The organism is Marinimicrobium koreense (assembly GCF_003762925.1).
In the GTDB taxonomy this organism is placed as follows: Bacteria; Pseudomonadota; Gammaproteobacteria; order Pseudomonadales; family Cellvibrionaceae; genus Marinimicrobium; species Marinimicrobium koreense.
The window spans coordinates 188,052-205,879 of record NZ_RJUK01000003.1; the positions used below are offsets into that span (position 1 = coordinate 188,052).

Below are 17,828 nucleotides of genomic sequence, written 5' to 3' on the forward strand. Positions count from 1 at the left end.
TCAGAAACTCCCCTGGACGGACAGATACCAGCCGGTCTGGTCGGGAAAGCTGGCCACTTCACCCAGATCGACGTAGGCGCCCACCACCGAGATCTGTTTGTTGGGAAACCAGCCGACAAAGGCGGTCTGCCAGTCATCTTCGCGGATAAAAGACAGATTGTCAGGCTTCTGCCGGTACTCGGCACCCACGAGCCAATGGCGGCTGATAAACACCCCGGCGGAGGCCTCGGCCAACCACTCAGCATCGTTGTTCCGGTCGCCGCCAAAGCCCACCAACCCCAGTTGGTTGGCCTTGCTGTGCCGGGCGGTGGCATTGAGCAGCAGGTTTCGACCGGCCAGGCCGCCGAGCAACAGTTTGGTCGCGCTCAGGTATACATCGGTGCCCGAATCATCCCGGGCTCCCGCCGCCGAGGGCACAAAAAAGTCCCGATTTTTTTTGTGTTGAACGCCGAGACTCAGTTGGGGCCATCGGGTGTAAATCAGGTCACCCAGGAGGCGTACTTTCGCCCCGAAAACCCGCTGGCGAATGCTCGAGGGCCCGACCCCCAATCGTTCGGACAGAGGCTGGTGGCTCAGGCGCTGCTCGGCCAGAGACAGCTCGACCCGGTTGCGCCAGCTCCAGCTCGCCCCGAGCACCGACAACGAATACTCGCCGGTGCTGACGTGGCTGGCGGTCACCGTGCCACCCTGCTCTTCCCGGGTACCGTAACCGGAGAGCACCGCCATGGGTACAACCCCGCCGCCGGCGGCCCCTTCCAGGGTGGTGGCGCCACCGGTGGCCAACAGCTGGCTACGCTGGCTGTCCGCGCCAGCGGTTCCGCACAGGACCATCAGTAGCAGTACACAGTAGCGAACTCTCACGCGTTGACCTCCAGACGCTCGGCGCCGGACAACCAGTCGAGGAAGTCCCGGTGCGGCAGCGGTTTGCTGTAATAAAAACCCTGAACCCGATCACAACCCAAGGCCAGCAAAAGCTTCTCGATCGCCTGATTCTCCACCCCTTCGGCGGTGATGGTCAGGCCCAGGGTGTGGCCGAGGTCGATGGTGGAGCGGACAATCAACTGGTCATCCTCACTCTGGTCCAGGTTGAGAATAAAGGATTTGTCGATTTTCAGCTCCGAGACCGGCAGCTTTTTCAACTGCGACAGGGAGGAATAGCCGGTGCCGAAGTCATCAATCGACAGGCTGATGCCCTGGGCCCGCAACCGCTCCAGGTTGTGCAGGCTCTTGTCGGCCTCGCGCATGATGGCACTCTCGGTAATTTCCAGACACAAGCGCTCGGGGGGTAGTTCGGTCTCGCTCAGCAGACCGACGACAAAGTCGGGCAGGTCATCATCGAGCAGATCCAGTGCCGACAGGTTGACCGACAGATGCGCCGGCACCGACCAGTTGGCGGCCTGGGTGATGGCCCGGCGCAGCACCCAGCGGGTGAGCAGGCCAATCTGTCCGGTGCTCTCGGCCACCGCGACAAACTCCTCCGGGTTGATCATGCCCATCTCCGGGTGCCGCCAACGCACCAGGGCCTCGGCGCCGAGCGAGCCGCTGTCGTCCAGCCAGAGTTTGGGCTGGTAGTAGACGTCCAGCTGCGAGTCTTCCAGCGCCTGGCGGAATTCACCAAACAACGCCAACCGGCGCAGATGGGATTCGTCCCAGCCCGTTTCATACCGGGAAACGCGCTGTTGTTCCAGGCGGCCCTGATTGAGGGCCAGGTTGGCTCGGCGCAGGAGCGTCTCAGGCTGGTCACCATCGTTCGGATAGAGCACCACCCCGAGGTTGATGTCGACTCCCAGATGCAGATCATCCAACTGGATATTGTCGGCAAAGCCTTCCAGCAACGCCTCCGCCCGAGTCTGCACCTCGTCCTCACCGACCTGCCAGAGCATCAGGGCGAATTCATCGCTGCCCAGGCGCGCGACCCGGTCGTCCGGGCCGGCCTGATCGAGCAGGCGCCGCCCCACTTCGGCCAATACCCGGTCGCCCATTTCCGGGCTCAGGGCATCGTTCACCCGGGTGAAGTTGTCAATATCCAGCACCATCAGGGTAAAGCGCTGTTCGGACCAGGTGGCTTTTTCTATCGCGGACTCCAGCTCCGGAAACAGTTGACTGCGATTGATCAGGCCGGTGAGCTGATCGTGCCGGGCCTGATACAGAATCTGTTGCTCGCGTTCGGCGATGGCGCTCTGCATCCGGGTGAATCCCTGGGCCAGCTCCCCGAGCTCATCCCGGGAGCGCACCGGCACCGGCGTGTCGTAGTAACCCCCCGCGATACGGCGGGCCACGTTGGCCAGCGCGCTCACCGGCTGGGTGACGCTGCGCGCAAGCAATACCGCCAGCAGCGCGGCAATGATGGAGAAGCCCAGGGCGATCCACAGCAGTTGGCCGTTGAGCCGGGCAAAGGGCGCCATGACCTGCTCCAGGGGTACCTGCAGCACCGCTGCCAGGGGCGTGGGTTGCTCCGCCACCGGCAGCATGAGGGTCATGTGTTGCTCGGTGGTAATGACCGTTTCGGTCGCCGGTGAGCTTTCACTCAACCAGCCCAGCAGTGCCTGTCGCTGCGAACCGGACAGTGTGCCGCTCAGATAGCGGGCCCCGTCCTCCTCCAGGCTGACAAACGAGATTTCCAGACCGGTCAGGCGTTTGAGGGTTTCCGTCAGCCGATTGTCGATTTCAAAGCCCAGGCCCGCCACACCCAGGGGTAAGGGGGCGCGTACATCGGAGATGACAAACTGGTAAGGGCGGCCATCAATCATCAGGGAGCGCTGTTGGGTCCGAGCTTCCTGTACCTGGGTGTACCGCCGTAGATAGTTCCAACTGGCCTCGGATAAAGGCTGGGTGCTGGCCACCAGGTCGCCCTGCTGATCGGCTACCAGAGCGATATCGGCATTGATCCGGGCGGCGTGGTTCTCCAGGGCGGACACCAGGGTGGGGGCATCGGCCACCGCCACTGCCTCCTTGAAGCCGAAGTCGTCGGTGAGCACCTCCGCCGACAGGGACAACTGTTCCGCCCGGGCCTGGATCAACTCGGCGAACACTTCGCCACCACGCTGCAACTCGAGGCGGGCATTGTCGGTCACGGTGTCGCGTACCACCAGTCGGGTGGCGGTATAGGAGGACAGCTCGACCAGCAGGACCAGGCCGAGCAGCAGTAACAGGACTTTGGCGAGGTAGCTTGTGCGCATCAAATCAGCCCCTGGCCTTAACGGTCAAACAACCGCTCGAGATCGGTTTGTGGCGCTTGCTGACGGGGGTCGGGTTGCAACCCATCCAGTGCAACCGTCTCGCTCCGGGACGTTCCAGTGATCGTGAGAGTTCTGGTCAACGGCTCGGCAAGGCGCGGGTGTTGAATCTGCACCTCCAGGTCGCCCTCCGGCAGCGCGTCGAAAGTCCATTGCCCATCGGGGCCGGTGACCCCAAACCGCTCACTGTCCACCACATAGATGTAGCCGAGCATGGCGTCGTGAATATTGCAGCCCAGCGCCACCTTGCCGGGCTGATCAAACTGCACCGGCTCGGCGGTGGTGCCGTGGTACAGCCTGAGCTCAAAGCGCTTGGCCGGGGAAAAGGAGTACACATGATGACGAATGTTGTCACTGTTGGGAAAGCGCACCAGGGTACCGGTACGCACGGCCAGCACCTGGGGGACGAACTGGCGATCACGCTGATCCATGACCGCCTCGGGGGCCGCCTCAGTGCTCGGGCGATCATCATCGGCATAGAGGGTTACCACCGCGTCCGCCAGTGGCTGTCCCCCGCCATCGGTCACCGAAATGGTGAGCGATGAGGCGATGACAGCCGCCGGTAACCAGGCCACAAGCGCCACCACTACCCGTGCAATTAGGGTCATAACTTCCTCATTGGCCAAAAGCCGACAACCAACCACAGACTGGCTGGCACAGAATCCTTCATTCTAGCCGATTTGACACTGATTGCGACCCGCGGCCTTGGCCGCGTAGAGCGCCTGATCGGCCCGACCGAACACCTCGTCGGCGGTATCGCCCTCCCTGAATTCAGAGATGCCCAGCGAGATGGTGATCTGCAAGGGCTCTTTGCGGTAATTGAACGCCGTATCCGCCAGCGCCCCGCGCACATCATCCAGGACCTGCAGGGCGTCCTGAGCTCGGGTTTCCGGCATCAGAATCACAAACTCTTCGCCCCCGTAGCGACCAAAGAAATCCACCTCCCGCAGGCGTCGGCGAATGGCTTTACTGATCACCTTGAGCACCCGGTCGCCTGCCTGATGACCGAACTGGTCATTGATACGCTTGAAATGATCGACATCGCAGACCGCCAGGGCCAACGGGTGGCCATAGCGCTCCCAGCGTTTGACCTCGTGGGCCAGACGCTCGTCGTAGGCTTCCCGGTTGGGCAGTTGTGTGAGGGGATCGTGCAGTGCCTTGTGTTGATGGCGACGGAGACTCTCCCGATTTTCCTCGGCTTCGTGCTCCATCTGCTGGACCCGGGAGGCAAGCTGGGCCAGTTGGTCGGTGAGCGGCTCCGAGTCGGCTTCGGCCCGCTGGTACTGGCTGAGGCTCTCGCGGATCTGTCCCAACTGAGAGGCCACCTGGTTTTTCAGGTCCGACAGATTCCGGGCAGATTCGACACTGCCCGCCAGGGAGTCACAGCGCTCGGCCATCTGTTCGGAGAAGTGTCGACCCGCAGCCCGCTGGCTGGCCTGGTGGTTGGCCGCACCATCAATCAGAGACGCGATGTCTGCCAGCTCCCGGTTGACCGAATTGAGGTAGCCGGCAAACACCCGGTTGGCCGCCAGCCAGGAGTGCATGATCAGGTCCCGCACCTCCTCGAGAAAACCCGGCAACTGGTCCAGAGGGATGCCCTGCTTGAGGCGAACCATCATACCCTCCAGGGTCTCAGGCCCCATGTATTCGGTATTCACGGCATTCATCAGACCTTCGAGCACCTGATTGATCTCATCGCACAGGGATTCACTCGAACCCGGTTCCGCCGCCCGCTCACCACGCAGCCGTCCCAACAGGCCGGGTTTGGCTTCGCGGGTCAGGGTCAGTGCCTGTTGCTGCAGTTCCGCAAGCTGCTGGAGCAGGGCCGGGAAGAGGGAGAACTTCTGGCTGCGCATGGGCAACCGGTTGAGGTAATGGTTCAGTTCGCGCTTGAGTTCCCGGGGTGGTCCCAGGGATTGCAGCTGCTTGACCAGCGCCGTCAAGGCATCGAGGACCTCGGCATCGGCCGATTCTTTTCGGTTCTCAAAACTTCTGACGCTCTGGTCGAGCCGATCGGTCAGCTCGGGCAGACGCTCCAACGCCTGGTCGCCGCGCAGAGTTTTGCGCAACTCATCCAGCAATTCGTCCAACTGGCGGTCCTGCCCATCGGCAATAATGCTCAGTTGCACCAGGGCCCGACGCAATCGCTGGTATTGTTCATCGGCCTGACGCTCAAGCGCGTCGTGGGCGTCCAGAGCATCCAGGTACTTTTCTCGCCAAGTATCGTCATCCGTTGTTCGGAGGGTCATGAAAAATCCCGCGTTCGCTGAAAACTGCCCACACAGTATAGCCGCTCCCCGCCCTCACTGTCGGCCAAAACGACCTTTTCCTTACCCGGAAACGACAACGCCCGCTCTGGGAGCGGGCGTTGTCAGTCTATCGAGGCAGAGGCGTTGAAACTCAGAGCGCCCCCTGGCGAATCTGTTCAACCAGGTGATCCACCACTCGCAGCATCTCACTGTGGCTGCCGGTCATCCGGGAGCTGACCCGGTACTTGCCATCGACCACCATTTCCGGGGTGCCGGTGATCTTGTAACCGCGAACCCGGGCGTCGGCCTGACGCACCTGACTGGTGATGCCAAACGAGTTGAAGGTTTTCAGTACCCGCTCGCGATCCGCACCATAGGTCTCCAGAAAGTCGGCCCACTGCTCGGCACTGCGGAACTGTTTGCCTTCCTGATGCACGGCGGTGAACACGGCCATATGCACTTCATCCAGCAGCTCCATGGCCTTTGCGGTATAGAAGCCGCGCGCATAGGCCTCCATGGTGGCGTTCCACATGGCGGGAGTCTGCACGACCGCCACATCATCCTTCTGCTCTTTTTTCCACGCCCGGATCAGCGGCTCGAAGTTGTAGCAGTGGCCACAGGTATAGGCAAAGACTTCGACCACTTCAATCTTGTCCGAGGTGCTGGTGGGGACCGGCTCGGCCAGGGTCTCGTAGTGCTCGCCTTCTTTATAGTCGGTTCCGTTCTCGGGGGTCTGGGCGACGGCGGTCAGCGATACCATCATCGCCAGAACAGCTAACACAATGCGCATAGTTGGCTCCACGTTATTCATTATCGGAGGGCTCGGGCCCGGTCAACGTGACTCAGAGCCCGAACCGGCGGGTTTAGTTCCCGCCGTGCAATCAGTTCAGGCCGCCGATGTAGTTCGCCACCGCCTTGATTTCGGCGTCACTGAGGTTTTTGGCGCTCAGACGCATCATCATCGACTCACCATCATTCATACGGTCGCCGGCGCGGAAGGCGCGCAGCTGGGCCTCAATGTACTGAGGGTACTGGCCACCCAGGCGCGGGAAGGCACCGGGCTCATTACCCTGACCATTCGGTGCGTGGCAGCCCATGCAGGCCGGCACACCGGTCTCCGGATTGCCGGCGCGGTAAATCTGCTCACCCAGGGCCAGCGCATCAACTTCAGCGCCCGAGTTCACCTGCACCTGCATCTCCTGGGCACCGCTCAACTGCATGCTCTGGCTGGCATAGTAAGCGGCAATATCCTGCAGATCCTGATCGCTCATGCCCTTGAGCATGCCGGTCATCTGCACCACCTCACGGCCAGTCGTGGCCTTGGCCTCTCCGGTGGCATTATCCCAGGCCTGGATGTCCTGAAGCTGCTTGTACAGATAGGGCTGCCCCAAATCGGCCAGCTTCGGGAAGCTCGGCGCCGGGCTGTTACCATCCTGACCGTGGCAGGCGGCGCATACAGCCACTTTTTCGGAGCCCGCTTCCGGGTCACCGGCGGCGCTTGCGCCCGGAACCAAAACCAGTGCGCCCAGCGCGAGGAGCAAATGCTTCACTGAATATTTCATTGGCTAACCTGTCAATTCGTTTATTGTGGGGCCCGCTCCGCAGTGTTCGGGCGACATTTGGCCGCCTACGGGCTACAATCGGCTGCCCCACCCGGCCCCAGGGCCACTTTTCGCGCCGGGGCCCCAACGGGGCACCGCGCATTATATGGGATAACACAGGCTTTTGCAGGGTTTTATGACCACAGAGATCAACTTCCGCGGCGCCACATTTGAACAGAGCGCCCCCAGTATTCATCAGTGTCCACCGGAGAACGGGTTGGAAGTCGCCTTCGCGGGGCGCTCCAACGCGGGCAAATCCAGTGCCATCAACACCCTGACTGACAATTCCAAACTGGCCCGAACCAGCAAGACGCCCGGGCGCACCCAACTGATCAACTTTTTCAGCGTGGGCGAAGGCCAGCGCCTGGTGGATCTGCCCGGCTACGGCTACGCCAAAGTCGCCCGGGCCATGAAAGAGGAGTGGCAGCGCAACCTGTCCGAGTACCTTCAGGAACGCGACTGCCTGCAGGGGCTGGTGCTGCTGATGGACATCCGCCACCCCATGCAGGAATTTGACTCCATGATGATCAACTGGGCCGTGGAAGTGGAGATGCCGGTGCATATCCTGCTGACCAAGGCGGACAAGCTCAAGCGCGGGCCGGCCAACAGCACCCTGCTGGCCGTGCGCAAGCAGATGCAGGCGGCGGGCGTGAGCGATCTGGTGACCGCCCAGTGTTTTTCATCACTCAAGCGCACCGGGGTGGACGACCTGAAGCGCAAGCTGACCGAATGGCTGACGCCGGTGCAGGAAGTTGCACAGGAAAGTGAGGATTCTGAGCCCCGGACATAAAAAAACCGGCGACCAGGGGGCGGCCGCCGGGGGCAATGACTGGCACCCTTGGGGTGGCGCCAGTTAAGCGGAGGAAAGACTGCAATCGTTGCGTCTGTTCTTTAAGACGATGGTCATTCAGGAAAGTTCCGGCCCCGCCTTCCGGAGTGTGTCAGGTTTTGTAAAGCCTCGGCGCCACACAATCGACGGGCAAAAAAAACCCGACCAGTGGTCGGGGTAGCTGAGTAAAGCGGTTAGCCAAGTGGCGTCATGCCACGTTAGGGGAGTTGCACATGAAACACACTGTTCATGTTTTATCGGACCAGGCATACTCCCCGAAAGTTCACTCCCTCTGAAAATTTTTTTACCCGCGGCATCACAGGGCCAGAATTCAGTGGGCCTGATCCCAATTATCCCCCACTCCGGCCTCTACCAGCAGCGGCACTTTCAGGTCAGCGGCCTTCGACATCCGCTCGACAATACCCTCGCGCACCGCGTCCAGCTGGCCTTCGGCCACTTCCAGCACCAGTTCATCGTGCACCTGCATCATGATCCGGGCGTCCAGCTTCTCCTTCAGCAGCCAGCGGTCCACATCGATCATGGCCGCCTTGATAATATCCGCCGCAGTGCCCTGCATGGGCGCATTGATGGCGGTACGCTCGGCACCCTGGCGCAGGTTGCCGTTGCGGGCGTTGATCTCGGGCAGGTACAGGCGCCGCCCCAGTAGGGTTTCGACGTAGCCCTGCTCCCGGGCCTGGGCGCGGGTATTGTCCATATAGCGCAGCACCCCGGGGTAGCGATCGAAGTAACGATCGATGTACTCCTGGGCTTCCTGGCGACCAATGTGCAGCTGCTTGGCCAGACCGAAGGCGGACATGCCATAGATCAGGCCAAAGTTGATCGCCTTGGCGCGCCGGCGCATTTCCGGGGTGACCTTATCCAGCTCGGTACCGAACACCTCGGCGGCGGTGGCCTTGTGAACGTCCAGCTCCTGCTCAAAGGCGTTCAGCAGTCCTTTATCCTCCGACAGGTGCGCCATGATGCGCAGCTCGATCTGGGAGTAGTCCGCCGCCAGAACCTTGTAGCCCTTGGGGGCGATGAACGCCTGGCGGATGCGCCGGCCTTCCTCGGTGCGAATGGGAATGTTCTGCAGGTTCGGGTCCGAGGAGGACAGCCGACCGGTGGCGGTCACCGCCTGGTGATAGGAGGTGTGTATCCGCCCCGTGGCCTTGTTGATCATCAGTGGAAGCTTGTCGGTGTAGGTACTCTTGAGCTTGCTCAGGCCCCGGTATTCCATCAACAGTTTGGGTAGCGGGTAGTCCAGGGCCAACTCCTGCAGCACCTCTTCGGCGGTGGAGGGTTTACCCTTGGGGGTTTTCTTGAGCACCGGCAGCTTCTGCTCGTCGAACAGGATTTCCCCCAGTTGCTTGGTGGAGCCCAGGTTGAAGGGCCGACCGGCGATCTCGTGGGCTTCTTTTTCCAACTGCGCCAGACGCTCACCCAACTGCCGGCTGTGTTCCCCCAGAACCTTGGCATCCACCAACGCGCCGTTGCGCTCGATATTGGCCAGCACCGGAACCAGGGGCATTTCCAGGTCAGTGAACACTCGCTTCAGGGAATCGTTTTTCTCTAGCTCGGGCCAGAGGCGGCGATGCAGGCGCAGGGTCACATCGGCGTCTTCGGCGGCGTAGGGGGCCGCGTCGTCAATTTTGATCTGGTTGAAGGTGAGCTGTTTGGCGCCCTTGCCGGCAATGTCTTCAAATGATGTGCAGCGATAATCCAGGTAGCGCAGCGCCAGGCTGTCCATGTCGTGACGGCCGCTGGTGGAATTGAGCACATAGGATTCCAGCATGGTATCGAAGGCAATACCGCGCAGCTCGATGCCGTGATTGCGCAGCACATTGCGGTCGTACTTGAGGTTCTGGCCCACCTTGGCTTTTTTCGGATCCTCCAGCAGGGGCTTGAGTGCCGCCAACACCGAGTCCCGATCGAGCTGATCGGGCGCGCCCATGTAATCGTGCGCCAGGGGCACATAGGCTGCCTTGCCGGGTTCCACGGCAAATGACAGTCCGACCACTTTGGCTTCCATGGCGTGCAGGCTGGTGGTCTCGGTATCAAACGCAAACAGCTCGGCACTCTTGAGCGCCTTCAGCCAGGCATCGAGCGACGCCTGCTCGGTCACCACGTCGTAATCCACCGCCACCTCGGGCTCGCTGGCCGCCGGCGCCTCCCCCTCCTCGGCGGCCGGCTCCAGCTCCGCCACCCAGGTGCGAAACTCCAGTTCGGTGAAGATCTCGCGCAGGCGATTGTTATCCGGCTCTCCGCGGGCGATATCTTCCGGCCTCAGGTCCAGCTCGACATCGGTTTTGATGGTGGCCAACTGTCGGGACAGGTAGGCCTGATCCCGGTTCTCCTCGAGCTTTTCCGGCATCTTTTTGGCCCCGCGAAAACCCAGTTCCCGCACCGCCTCCAGGTTGTCGTAGATTGCATCCAGGCCGCCCAGGCCCTCAATCAGCGCGCGGGCGGTCTTTTCTCCGACCCCCGGCACGCCGGGAATATTGTCGGACTTGTCCCCCATCAGGGCCAGGTAGTCGATCATCAGGGGCGGCTCAAAACCGTACTTCTCCCTCACCCCATCTTCATCGAGGTGACTGCCGGTCATGGTGTTGACCAGGGAAATGTGGCGGTTGACCAGCTGCGCCATGTCCTTGTCACCGGTGGAAACAATCATATCCCGCTGCTGCTCGCTGGCCTGGTGGGCCAGGGTACCGATCACATCGTCGGCCTCCACGCCCTCAATCACCAGTAGAGGTAAGCCCATGGCCTCCACAATGTCCTTGATCGGCTGGACCTGGGGGCGCATGTCATCGGGCATGGGCGGGCGTTGGGATTTGTATTCGGCGAACAGCTCATCGCGGAAGGTCTTGCCCTTGGCGTCGAACACCACCGCAACGGGGCTCTCCGGAAAGTCCTTGAGCAGCCGGCGCAGCATACTGATGACACCTTTCACCGCCCCGGTGGGCTGGCCTTTGGCGTTATTCAGGGGCGGCAGGGCGTGGTAGGCGCGATAGAGGTAGGAGGAGCCGTCCACCAACACCAGGGGGGCTTTCTGGGTCATAAGGTCTCTTGTCTCTGAGTCTGAATCTGAATTGCAACGCTGTGCGTCTAATCCTATGTGGTTGTGGGCAAGCATACCCCAAAACCGAGCGGGGATTCAGCCGCGCCTTATAACCAGATGTCTGTTACTGGCTTGTTACCCGGTGATTTTTGAGGCTTCACTTCCAGAATTACCGCTAACTATGCGAATTACTTAACAAAACGCTCACGTTTTTATCATCAATATGAAATACCACTAGACTATAGTAACAACTGTGTTACTATAGGTAACACATAGAGGCGATCCCTCTAAACACACATTCACAAGCTGCTCTATACCAAGGTGAGCAGCTTCCATCTGGGGAAACCCATGGAGGGCGAAACCATGAAGACACTTGGCCTGATGATCGTATCTGTATTGTTTGCCGCCAACGCGGCCGCCGAAGGGGTTACTGCCGGCGCTCAACCCAACATGGCTATCGCCGCGGCAGAAGCCGGCGTCGCCATGCAGTGGGATCTTCCGGAAAGCGACAGCACCGAGCAGGACACCCTGATGCGTCAGGACCTGGAGAAGCAGTCCCGGGAACTGAACGAGAAACTGGAAGCAAAACTCAACGAGCGGTTGAACGAGAAGCTCAGCCGTCAGTTGCAGGCGGATCTTTAACCCCTCGCTTGCGCCCGCTTCCGGCGGGCACTTTGTTTTCTCCCTGCCCGGTGGCTGCTACCGGGCGTCGTAACGACTTACTCTCCTCGCTTGTCTCCCCGCCCGGCCTGTGGCCCAGCGGGGATTTTTTTGTCCCGCGTTTCGGCTACTGCAGACAGGTCGCCACCGCCTCGCCGAGCGCTTCCAACAGCTCGGGGTAAGTGTCGGTCGACTCGGTCGCGCCCAGCAGATCCAGCTCACCGAGTTTCAGGTCGAGCTCATCCGCCAGGCTGCGGGCAGAGCTCATATCGTAATAGGGTTCGGTGAACAGGCACACAGCGCCCTGCAATTGCTGGCGAAGCTCGTACAGATGTCGCGCCCCCGGACGCCGCTCCGGGGACACGGTGACCGAGGCCACCTGGTTCAGGTGGTAGTGGCTGACAAAATGGCTGTATCCCTCGTGATACACCGCAAAGGGTCTTTCACTCAGCGGATGCAGCCGGGACTCGAGGCGCTGATCCAGCGCCTCAAGCACCTCAGCCAGTGCCGCGGCTCTGGCCCGAAAGCCCTCGGCCTGGGCCGGTGCCAGTACCGCCAGGCGCTCGGCCAGCGCGGTGGCGATCGTTCGACCGTTCTCCGGGTTCAGCCAGAGATGAGGATCCCGGCCGCCGTGGTCGTGATGATGCCCGCCCAAATGATCGGTTTCATGGCCGTGACCTTCGTGCGCCTCCTCCCGATCCGGCCAGTGCAGGGCGGGCAAGTCGAGCAGGGTCATGCGGCGGTCTTCGGGCAGGTTGCCAAGGGGGCGGCGCAAAAAGGTCTCCAGCTCCTCCCCCACCCAGAGCACCAGGTCGGCCTGCTCCAGCCGCTGCATATCGGAGACTTTCAGTGGGTAGTCGTGGGGGGAGGCGTTGGGCGGCAACAGGTGGCTCACCCGGCCCTGGTCCCCCACCACCGCCTCGGCGATCAGCGCCAGCGGTTTGATGCTGGTCAACACCTCTACCTCGGCCCGGGCCGGTGCCGCCAGAGCCCACAATAAAAGCAGCGCGTACCCGACGCCGCGTCCACCGGCAGATCCGGCAAACCAGAATGACAACAGGGGCTTGGGTGGCAGCATAGTCAGACACTCGCGTGATTGGGCGTAAAAGGTTATAGTGTAACATCTTTGCAGTAAAGCATTTGCTTCGAGGCACGGCCATGACCGACACCCCCATCGCCTTTCGACATCACAACCACGGCCACTGCGTGCGCAGTGCCCTGGCGTCCGCACGCAGCCTGTGCGCCGAGCGCGGAGCGCGCCTGACGCCGCTGCGCGAGCAGGTGCTCGAGCTGGTCTGGCAAAGTCACAAACCCCTGGGCGCCTATCAGTTGATGGATCAGCTGGCGGAGGCCTCCACCCGTCGAGTGGCTCCCCCCACCGTGTACCGGGCGCTCGATTTCCTGTTGGAGCAGGGGCTGATCCACCGGATCAACGGCCTGAACGCCTATGTCGGCTGCCCCAGCCCGGAACACCGCCACCCCAGTCATTTTCTGCTCTGCCGGGCCTGCGGCGTCGCCGTGGAGATGGAAAGCAACGCCATTACCGATGCCATTCAGGCCAATGCGGACAACGCCGGCTTTCAACTGGAAGGCCACTCCCTGGAGGTGACCGGCCTGTGCCCCGACTGCCGGGAGCATGCGCATGAGTGAACCTCTTCTGACCGCCCGCCAAGTCGGGGTGCGCCGGGGCGGACGAGAGATTCTTCAGGGTGCGGACCTGACCCTGGAAGCGGGCAAAATCGTCACCCTCATTGGCCCCAATGGCGCGGGCAAGACCACCCTGGTGCGCTGCGTACTCGGGCTGATCCAGCCCGATGAGGGCCTGATCGAACGCCGCCCGGGGCTGCGCATTGGCTATATGCCCCAGAAACTGCATATCGACCCGAGTCTGCCCCTGACCGTCAAACGCTTTCTCACCCTGGGCGGCACACCTCGCCTGCCCCTGGACGAGGTCCTGGCACTGACCGGCATTGAGTCGCTGACCGGGGCCACCATGAGTAACTTGTCCGGCGGCGAGACCCAGCGGGTGCTGCTCGCCCGGGCGCTGCTGCGCGACCCGAATCTCCTGGTTCTGGACGAACCCGTTCAGGGAGTGGATGTGACCGGACAGGAAGCCCTGTACCGGCTGATCAATGATATCCGTCGCCAGCGCCAGTGCGGGGTGTTGCTGGTATCCCACGATCTGCACCTGGTCATGGCGACCACCGATACGGTCATCTGCCTGAATCAGCACGTGTGCTGCCACGGACACCCCGAGCATGTGACCAACGACCCGGCGTATATTGCCCTGTTCGGCGAGAGCGCCAAGCCCCTGGTGGCGCCCTATACCCACCATCACGATCACACCCACGACGATCACGGCAACATTGTGGAAAAGGACCAACACCGGCATGCCTGACTTTCTACTCTATGCTCTGCTGGCCGGCCTCGGAGTAACTCTGGTCGCGGGCCCCCTGGGGGCACTCGTGGTCTGGCGCCGGATGGCCTATTTTGGCGACACCCTGGCCCACTCCGCACTGCTCGGGGTAACCTTCGGGCTGCTTCTGAATATCAACCTGAATCTTGCCGTGGCATTGGGCTGCCTGCTGCTGGCGCTGATTCTGGTGGCTCTGCAGCACAACCGGTTTCTGGCCACTGACACCCTGCTGGGGATCCTGTCTCACTCCACCCTGGCGCTGGGGTTGGTCATGGTGAGCCTGTTTACCAACAGCCGCATCGATTTGCTGGGCTACCTGTTCGGGGACATCCTCTCCGCCAGCGCCGGGGATGTGGTCACCATCTGGGTGATTTCGGTACTGGTCTCCGTCCTGCTGTTCCTGCTCTGGCGACCGCTACTGGCGATTACCGTGCATGAAGATCTGGCCCGGGTGGAAGGGGTTCCGGTCACCGCCGTGCGCACCGCTCTGATGCTGCTGATGGCCCTGGTGATCGCCATCGCCATGAAGGTGGTCGGGGTGCTGTTGATCACCGCCCTGTTGATCATCCCCGCCGCCACCAGCCGCCGGCTGACCCACACCCCGGAAACCATGGCTCTGGGCGCCAGCCTACTTGGCGCGCTGTCGGTGCTCGGCGGGCTGGCGGCGTCCTTCTATTGGGACAGTCCGGCGGGCCCCTCCATTGTACTGTGCGCCACGGGGCTGTTTGTCCTCTCGCTGCTGCGCCGGGCGGAGGTTTAGCCGGGCAAATTATTTTCGTCGGACGGCTTTCATTGTGCGATTTTTGTGCAATACTGGGTTATCTACTCACGTTGTGCAGAAGGAACGTGCTTATGGCCAGCCCCAACGTCGTCATCGGCAGAGAATCGGTGCGCGGTGACGCTATCGCCGCGAAGGTGCATCAGGATATTGCCTTCCTTACCGACCGCCTCCACCGTCTCGAAAGCCAGACCAATCCCAACCCCCAGGTACTGAAAGTGTATCGGGATATGCTGGAAAGCCGCTATGCGGTGCTGGACTGGTTGAGCCAGAGCGGCGAACCTCACTGACCCGACCCGGGGCGCCGCAGTGCGCTCCTGTCATCAAATTTTCATCACATTGTTGTCGTTTCGTCATTGCCCACCGCCAGACTGATCTCATCACAGGCCGACGGGACACCCTCAATGACCGACGCAACCTCTCCCGCAATGCGAGCCCCAAACCGGGCGTCCAAACACCCCTCACCACTGATCAACAGCCGAACCATCTGGATTTCCGACCTGCACCTGGGTAACCGGGACTGCAAGGCGCAATATCTGCTGCGCTTTCTGGACGACATCCAGTGTGAAACGCTCTATCTGGTGGGTGATGTGATCGATTTCTGGGCGCTGAAAAAGCGCTTCTGCTGGCCCGCCGAACACTACCAGGTGATGCTCAAGCTGTACGAGCTTGCCGGACGTGGCGTGCGGGTGATCTACGTGCCCGGCAACCACGATGAGCCCATGCGGCGCTTCGACGGCGACCTGTTCGGGCCGATCGAAATCGCCGAGGAGCACGAATACCAGAGCGCCGATGGCCGACGTTGGCTGATCATGCACGGCGATGCCATGGACGCCTACATCAACCTGAGCTGGATTACCCGCTTTGGTGGCGACCTGGCCTACGAGCTGCTGCTGTTCATCAACCGCTGGTCCAACCGTTTCCGGCGCTGGTTCGGTCGTCCCTATTTTTCATTGGCCGGGCTGATCAAAAGCAATATCAAAGGTGCCCGGGCGGCGATTGAGACCTACCAGACCGAGGCCATGGAAGAGGCCCGGCGGCGGGGCTTTGACGGGGTGATCTGTGGGCATATCCACGCCGCCGCGCTGCTGGAGCAGAACGGCATGCACTATGCCAACACCGGTGACTGGATCGAGAGCTGCACCGCCCTGCTGGAAGATCACCAGGGACAGATTCATCTGCTGCACTACAGTGATCAGGTGCAGTGGCACACCAGCGCCCCCGAAGAGGCGCTGGCGTCATCGGAAACGGCTCAGGCCGCCTGAGCCATCTCCCGGAAGTGAGCACCGGCAGGCCCGGGGACTGGGATCAGCGCTCTTGCGCCGGCAGCGTTCCCCGGGTCATCAGGGACTGGACCATCGGCTTCAGCGCCTCCGCCAGGCGCTCGTAGCCCTCGGCGTTGGGGTGCAGCAGGTCCGGCATGATGTCGGAGTGCAACTGGCCCTGTCCGTCCATGAACACCCGGTTCACATTGGCGTAAAAAACCTCGGAGCCATCCGCCAGAGAACGGATCATCCGGTTGATGTCGCGATTGTTGGCCCGCATCTCATCGGCGGGTGTCTCCCCCCGGGGAAAGATGGCCAGCAGCAGAATCTTGGTGTCCGGCAACCGGCGGCGCAGCTCGTTGACGATCGCCGTGACGCCGGCCGCCACATCCTCCGGCGGATCCATCCGGTGTCCGGTGTTGTTGGTCCCGATCATCATCACCAATAGCTTCGGATCAATGCCCTCCACTTCCCCGTGCTCCAACCGCCAAAGCACGTTTTCCGTGCGGTCGCCGCTGAACCCCAGGTTCAGGGTACGCCACTGACCAAACGTCGCTTCAAACGCCTCGGCCCCCTCACCTTCCCAGCCCTGGGTAATGGAATCGCCCAGAAACACCAGTTCCGGATCGCTCGCCCGGGCGGCCAACTTTTCCTCGTGACGGGGCATCCACCAGTCGATGGCCCACTCCTCTTCCAGGGGCGCCAGGGTCAAGGCGGGCACGGTGGCCTCCTGTTGCTCAGTCTTGTGGTCCGGCTCGCCGGAGGTGGTACAGCCCGAGAGGGTTGCCAGTAGTATCAGTAAAAGCGCGGGAGTCCTTCGAATCATGGGTATTGTCCTCATTGTGATTATTAATCTCGTGGCACCGGGCACTCATTCTAGCGGTGGCAACACGGTCTGACGCTGCTCACCCAACCCGTCTATACCCAGCCACACCTGGTCTCCGGGCTTCAGATAGACAGGGGGGGTCTGCCCCAGCCCTACACCGGGCGGTGTGCCGGTGGAAATGATATCACCCGGCTGCAGGCTCATAAACTGACTGAGGTAAGCCACCAACTGGTGGGGGCTGAACACCATATTCCGGGTGTTGGATTGCTGGTAGCGCTGAGCATTGACTTCCAGCCAGATGCCTAGATCCAGCGGATTATCGATCTCATCGCGGGTGACCAGCCAGGGACCGAGGGGACCAAAGGTGTCACAGCCCTTACCCTTGTCCCACTGACCACCACGTTCCAACTGGAACTCACGCTCAGATACGTCGTGCACCACGCAGTAGCCGGCGATGCAGCTTTCCGCCTCACTCTCAGAGACGTAGCGGGCCTCTCGGCCAATCACCACCCCCAATTCCACTTCCCAATCCAGTTTTTCCGATTTTCGGGGAGTGAGAATGCCGTCGTTGGGGCCGCAGATGGCACTGGTGGCTTTCATGAATACCACCGGCTCCTCAGGAACGGCCTGACCGGTTTCTTCGCAGTGGTCCACATAGTTCAGACCGATGCAGATGAATTTACCCACCTGCCCTACACAGGGCCCCAGACGGGGCTGGCCCGACACCAGCGGAAGGCTTTCGGGATCAATCGCCCGGAGGCGGGTCAGCTCGACATCGGAGAGCATCGCGCCCGCGACATCCTCAATCCGGTCTGACAGGTCCCGCAGTTGCCCTTGAGCATCCAGCAAACCCGGACGCTCCTGGCCCGGCTCGCCGTAGCGCAATAACTTCATAGTAAAACCCTTTTTG

17 protein-coding genes are annotated in these 17,828 nt (G+C 61.6%); 7 read left to right on the forward strand and 10 right to left on the reverse strand.

Features of this window, described 5'->3' with window-relative positions; translation table 11 throughout:
* From EDC38_RS15350 to EDC38_RS15375, 6 genes are all read right to left on the reverse strand, one after another.
* A complete protein-coding gene (locus EDC38_RS15350) occupies positions 1-861 on the reverse strand; it encodes a DUF3034 family protein (RefSeq protein WP_246004468.1) in 861 nt (286 codons plus the stop codon).
* Positions 858-3,179, reverse strand: a complete 2,322-nt coding sequence (locus tag EDC38_RS15355; protein ID WP_123639419.1) for a putative bifunctional diguanylate cyclase/phosphodiesterase — start codon at positions 3,177-3,179, stop codon at positions 858-860. The genes EDC38_RS15350 and EDC38_RS15355 overlap by 4 nt, the downstream gene beginning before the upstream one ends.
* Positions 3,180-3,196: 17 nt before the next feature.
* Positions 3,197-3,844 (reverse strand): methylamine utilization protein, encoded by a 648-nt coding sequence (locus tag EDC38_RS15360; RefSeq protein WP_123639420.1) that lies wholly within the window; start codon positions 3,842-3,844, stop codon positions 3,197-3,199.
* Positions 3,845-3,907: 63 nt separating this feature from the next.
* Entirely contained in the window at positions 3,908-5,485 is a 1,578-nt protein-coding gene (locus EDC38_RS15365) for a GGDEF domain-containing protein (RefSeq protein WP_123639421.1), read from the reverse strand.
* 151 nt (positions 5,486-5,636) lie between these two features.
* Positions 5,637-6,275 carry a thiol:disulfide interchange protein DsbA/DsbL gene (locus EDC38_RS15370; RefSeq protein ID WP_123639422.1) on the reverse strand — a complete coding sequence of 213 codons (639 nt, stop codon included), beginning with the start codon at positions 6,273-6,275 and terminating at the stop codon, positions 5,637-5,639.
* A 91-nt stretch (positions 6,276-6,366) separates the two neighbouring features.
* Entirely contained in the window at positions 6,367-7,047 is a 681-nt protein-coding gene (locus tag EDC38_RS15375; RefSeq protein WP_123639423.1) for a c-type cytochrome, read from the reverse strand.
* Between the two features lie 175 nt (positions 7,048-7,222).
* Between EDC38_RS15375 and yihA the strand changes: the two genes are divergently transcribed.
* Positions 7,223-7,876: a ribosome biogenesis GTP-binding protein YihA/YsxC gene (gene yihA / locus EDC38_RS15380; RefSeq protein ID WP_123639424.1), complete on the forward strand. Its 654-nt coding sequence runs from the start codon at positions 7,223-7,225 to the stop codon at positions 7,874-7,876.
* Positions 7,877-8,246: 370 nt separating this feature from the next.
* On the opposite strand, the gene polA is transcribed toward yihA, so the two are convergent.
* The gene (polA, locus tag EDC38_RS15385; protein WP_024461900.1) at positions 8,247-10,973 is read right to left on the reverse strand and encodes a DNA polymerase I; all 2,727 of its coding nucleotides are present in this window, start codon (positions 10,971-10,973) and stop codon (positions 8,247-8,249) included.
* 363 nt (positions 10,974-11,336) lie between these two features.
* Here polA and EDC38_RS15390 point away from each other — a divergent pair, with 363 nt between their 5' ends.
* Positions 11,337-11,615, forward strand: coding sequence for a hypothetical protein (locus EDC38_RS15390; protein ID WP_123639425.1), 279 nt, complete (start codon positions 11,337-11,339; stop codon positions 11,613-11,615).
* Positions 11,616-11,760: 145 nt separating this feature from the next.
* Here EDC38_RS15390 and EDC38_RS15395 read toward each other — a convergent pair whose 3' ends face one another.
* Positions 11,761-12,711, reverse strand: coding sequence for a zinc ABC transporter substrate-binding protein (locus EDC38_RS15395; RefSeq protein WP_123639426.1), 951 nt, complete (start codon positions 12,709-12,711; stop codon positions 11,761-11,763).
* A gap of 80 nt (positions 12,712-12,791) precedes the next feature.
* On the opposite strand from EDC38_RS15395, the gene EDC38_RS15400 reads away from it, so the two are divergent.
* The 5 genes from EDC38_RS15400 to EDC38_RS15420 all read left to right on the forward strand — a co-directional run bounded on the left by EDC38_RS15400 (position 12,792) and on the right by EDC38_RS15420 (position 16,092).
* On the forward strand, positions 12,792-13,283 hold the full coding sequence (locus tag EDC38_RS15400; RefSeq protein ID WP_024461897.1) for a Fur family transcriptional regulator: 492 nt from the start codon (positions 12,792-12,794) through the stop codon (positions 13,281-13,283).
* A complete protein-coding gene (gene znuC, locus EDC38_RS15405; protein WP_024461896.1) occupies positions 13,276-14,031 on the forward strand; it encodes a zinc ABC transporter ATP-binding protein ZnuC in 756 nt (251 codons plus the stop codon). The genes EDC38_RS15400 and znuC overlap by 8 nt, the downstream gene beginning before the upstream one ends.
* Positions 14,024-14,809 carry a zinc ABC transporter permease subunit ZnuB gene (gene znuB / locus EDC38_RS15410; RefSeq protein ID WP_024461895.1) on the forward strand — a complete coding sequence of 262 codons (786 nt, stop codon included), beginning with the start codon at positions 14,024-14,026 and terminating at the stop codon, positions 14,807-14,809. The genes znuC and znuB overlap by 8 nt, the downstream gene beginning before the upstream one ends.
* Positions 14,810-14,901: 92 nt before the next feature.
* Entirely contained in the window at positions 14,902-15,117 is a 216-nt protein-coding gene (locus EDC38_RS15415; RefSeq protein ID WP_123639427.1) for a hypothetical protein, read from the forward strand.
* Positions 15,118-15,231: 114 nt separating this feature from the next.
* A complete protein-coding gene (locus EDC38_RS15420) occupies positions 15,232-16,092 on the forward strand; it encodes a UDP-2,3-diacylglucosamine diphosphatase (protein WP_246004469.1) in 861 nt (286 codons plus the stop codon).
* Positions 16,093-16,135: 43 nt separating this feature from the next.
* Here the strand turns inward: EDC38_RS15420 and EDC38_RS15425 are convergent, their stop codons facing one another.
* The gene (locus tag EDC38_RS15425; RefSeq protein WP_170162967.1) at positions 16,136-16,918 is read right to left on the reverse strand and encodes a platelet-activating factor acetylhydrolase IB subunit; all 783 of its coding nucleotides are present in this window, start codon (positions 16,916-16,918) and stop codon (positions 16,136-16,138) included.
* Between the two features lie 45 nt (positions 16,919-16,963).
* A complete protein-coding gene (locus tag EDC38_RS15430) occupies positions 16,964-17,812 on the reverse strand; it encodes a fumarylacetoacetate hydrolase family protein (protein WP_123639429.1) in 849 nt (282 codons plus the stop codon).
* Between the last annotated feature and the right edge of the window lie 16 nt (positions 17,813-17,828).

What these genes read in the sequence shown, in the direction of transcription:
- EDC38_RS15355 (WP_123639419.1), bottom strand. Translation starts at nt 3,179, where the DNA reads ATGCGCACAAGCTACCTCGCCAAAGTCCTGTTACTGCTGCTCGGCCTG.
- EDC38_RS15360 (WP_123639420.1), bottom strand. Translation starts at nt 3,844, where the DNA reads ATGACCCTAATTGCACGGGTAGTGGTGGCGCTTGTGGCCTGGTTACCG.
- EDC38_RS15365 (WP_123639421.1), bottom strand. Translation starts at nt 5,485, where the DNA reads ATGACCCTCCGAACAACGGATGACGATACTTGGCGAGAAAAGTACCTG.
- EDC38_RS15370 (WP_123639422.1), bottom strand. Translation starts at nt 6,275, where the DNA reads ATGCGCATTGTGTTAGCTGTTCTGGCGATGATGGTATCGCTGACCGCC.
- EDC38_RS15375 (WP_123639423.1), bottom strand. Translation starts at nt 7,047, where the DNA reads ATGAAATATTCAGTGAAGCATTTGCTCCTCGCGCTGGGCGCACTGGTT.
- yihA (WP_123639424.1), top strand. Translation starts at nt 7,223, where the DNA reads ATGACCACAGAGATCAACTTCCGCGGCGCCACATTTGAACAGAGCGCC.
- polA (WP_024461900.1), bottom strand. Translation starts at nt 10,973, where the DNA reads ATGACCCAGAAAGCCCCCCTGGTGTTGGTGGACGGCTCCTCCTACCTC.
- EDC38_RS15390 (WP_123639425.1), top strand. Translation starts at nt 11,337, where the DNA reads ATGAAGACACTTGGCCTGATGATCGTATCTGTATTGTTTGCCGCCAAC.
- EDC38_RS15395 (WP_123639426.1), bottom strand. Translation starts at nt 12,711, where the DNA reads ATGCTGCCACCCAAGCCCCTGTTGTCATTCTGGTTTGCCGGATCTGCC.
- EDC38_RS15400 (WP_024461897.1), top strand. Translation starts at nt 12,792, where the DNA reads ATGACCGACACCCCCATCGCCTTTCGACATCACAACCACGGCCACTGC.
- znuC (WP_024461896.1), top strand. Translation starts at nt 13,276, where the DNA reads ATGAGTGAACCTCTTCTGACCGCCCGCCAAGTCGGGGTGCGCCGGGGC.
- znuB (WP_024461895.1), top strand. Translation starts at nt 14,024, where the DNA reads ATGCCTGACTTTCTACTCTATGCTCTGCTGGCCGGCCTCGGAGTAACT.
- EDC38_RS15415 (WP_123639427.1), top strand. Translation starts at nt 14,902, where the DNA reads ATGGCCAGCCCCAACGTCGTCATCGGCAGAGAATCGGTGCGCGGTGAC.
- EDC38_RS15420 (WP_246004469.1), top strand. Translation starts at nt 15,232, where the DNA reads ATGACCGACGCAACCTCTCCCGCAATGCGAGCCCCAAACCGGGCGTCC.
- EDC38_RS15425 (WP_170162967.1), bottom strand. Translation starts at nt 16,918, where the DNA reads ATGATTCGAAGGACTCCCGCGCTTTTACTGATACTACTGGCAACCCTC.
- EDC38_RS15430 (WP_123639429.1), bottom strand. Translation starts at nt 17,812, where the DNA reads ATGAAGTTATTGCGCTACGGCGAGCCGGGCCAGGAGCGTCCGGGTTTG.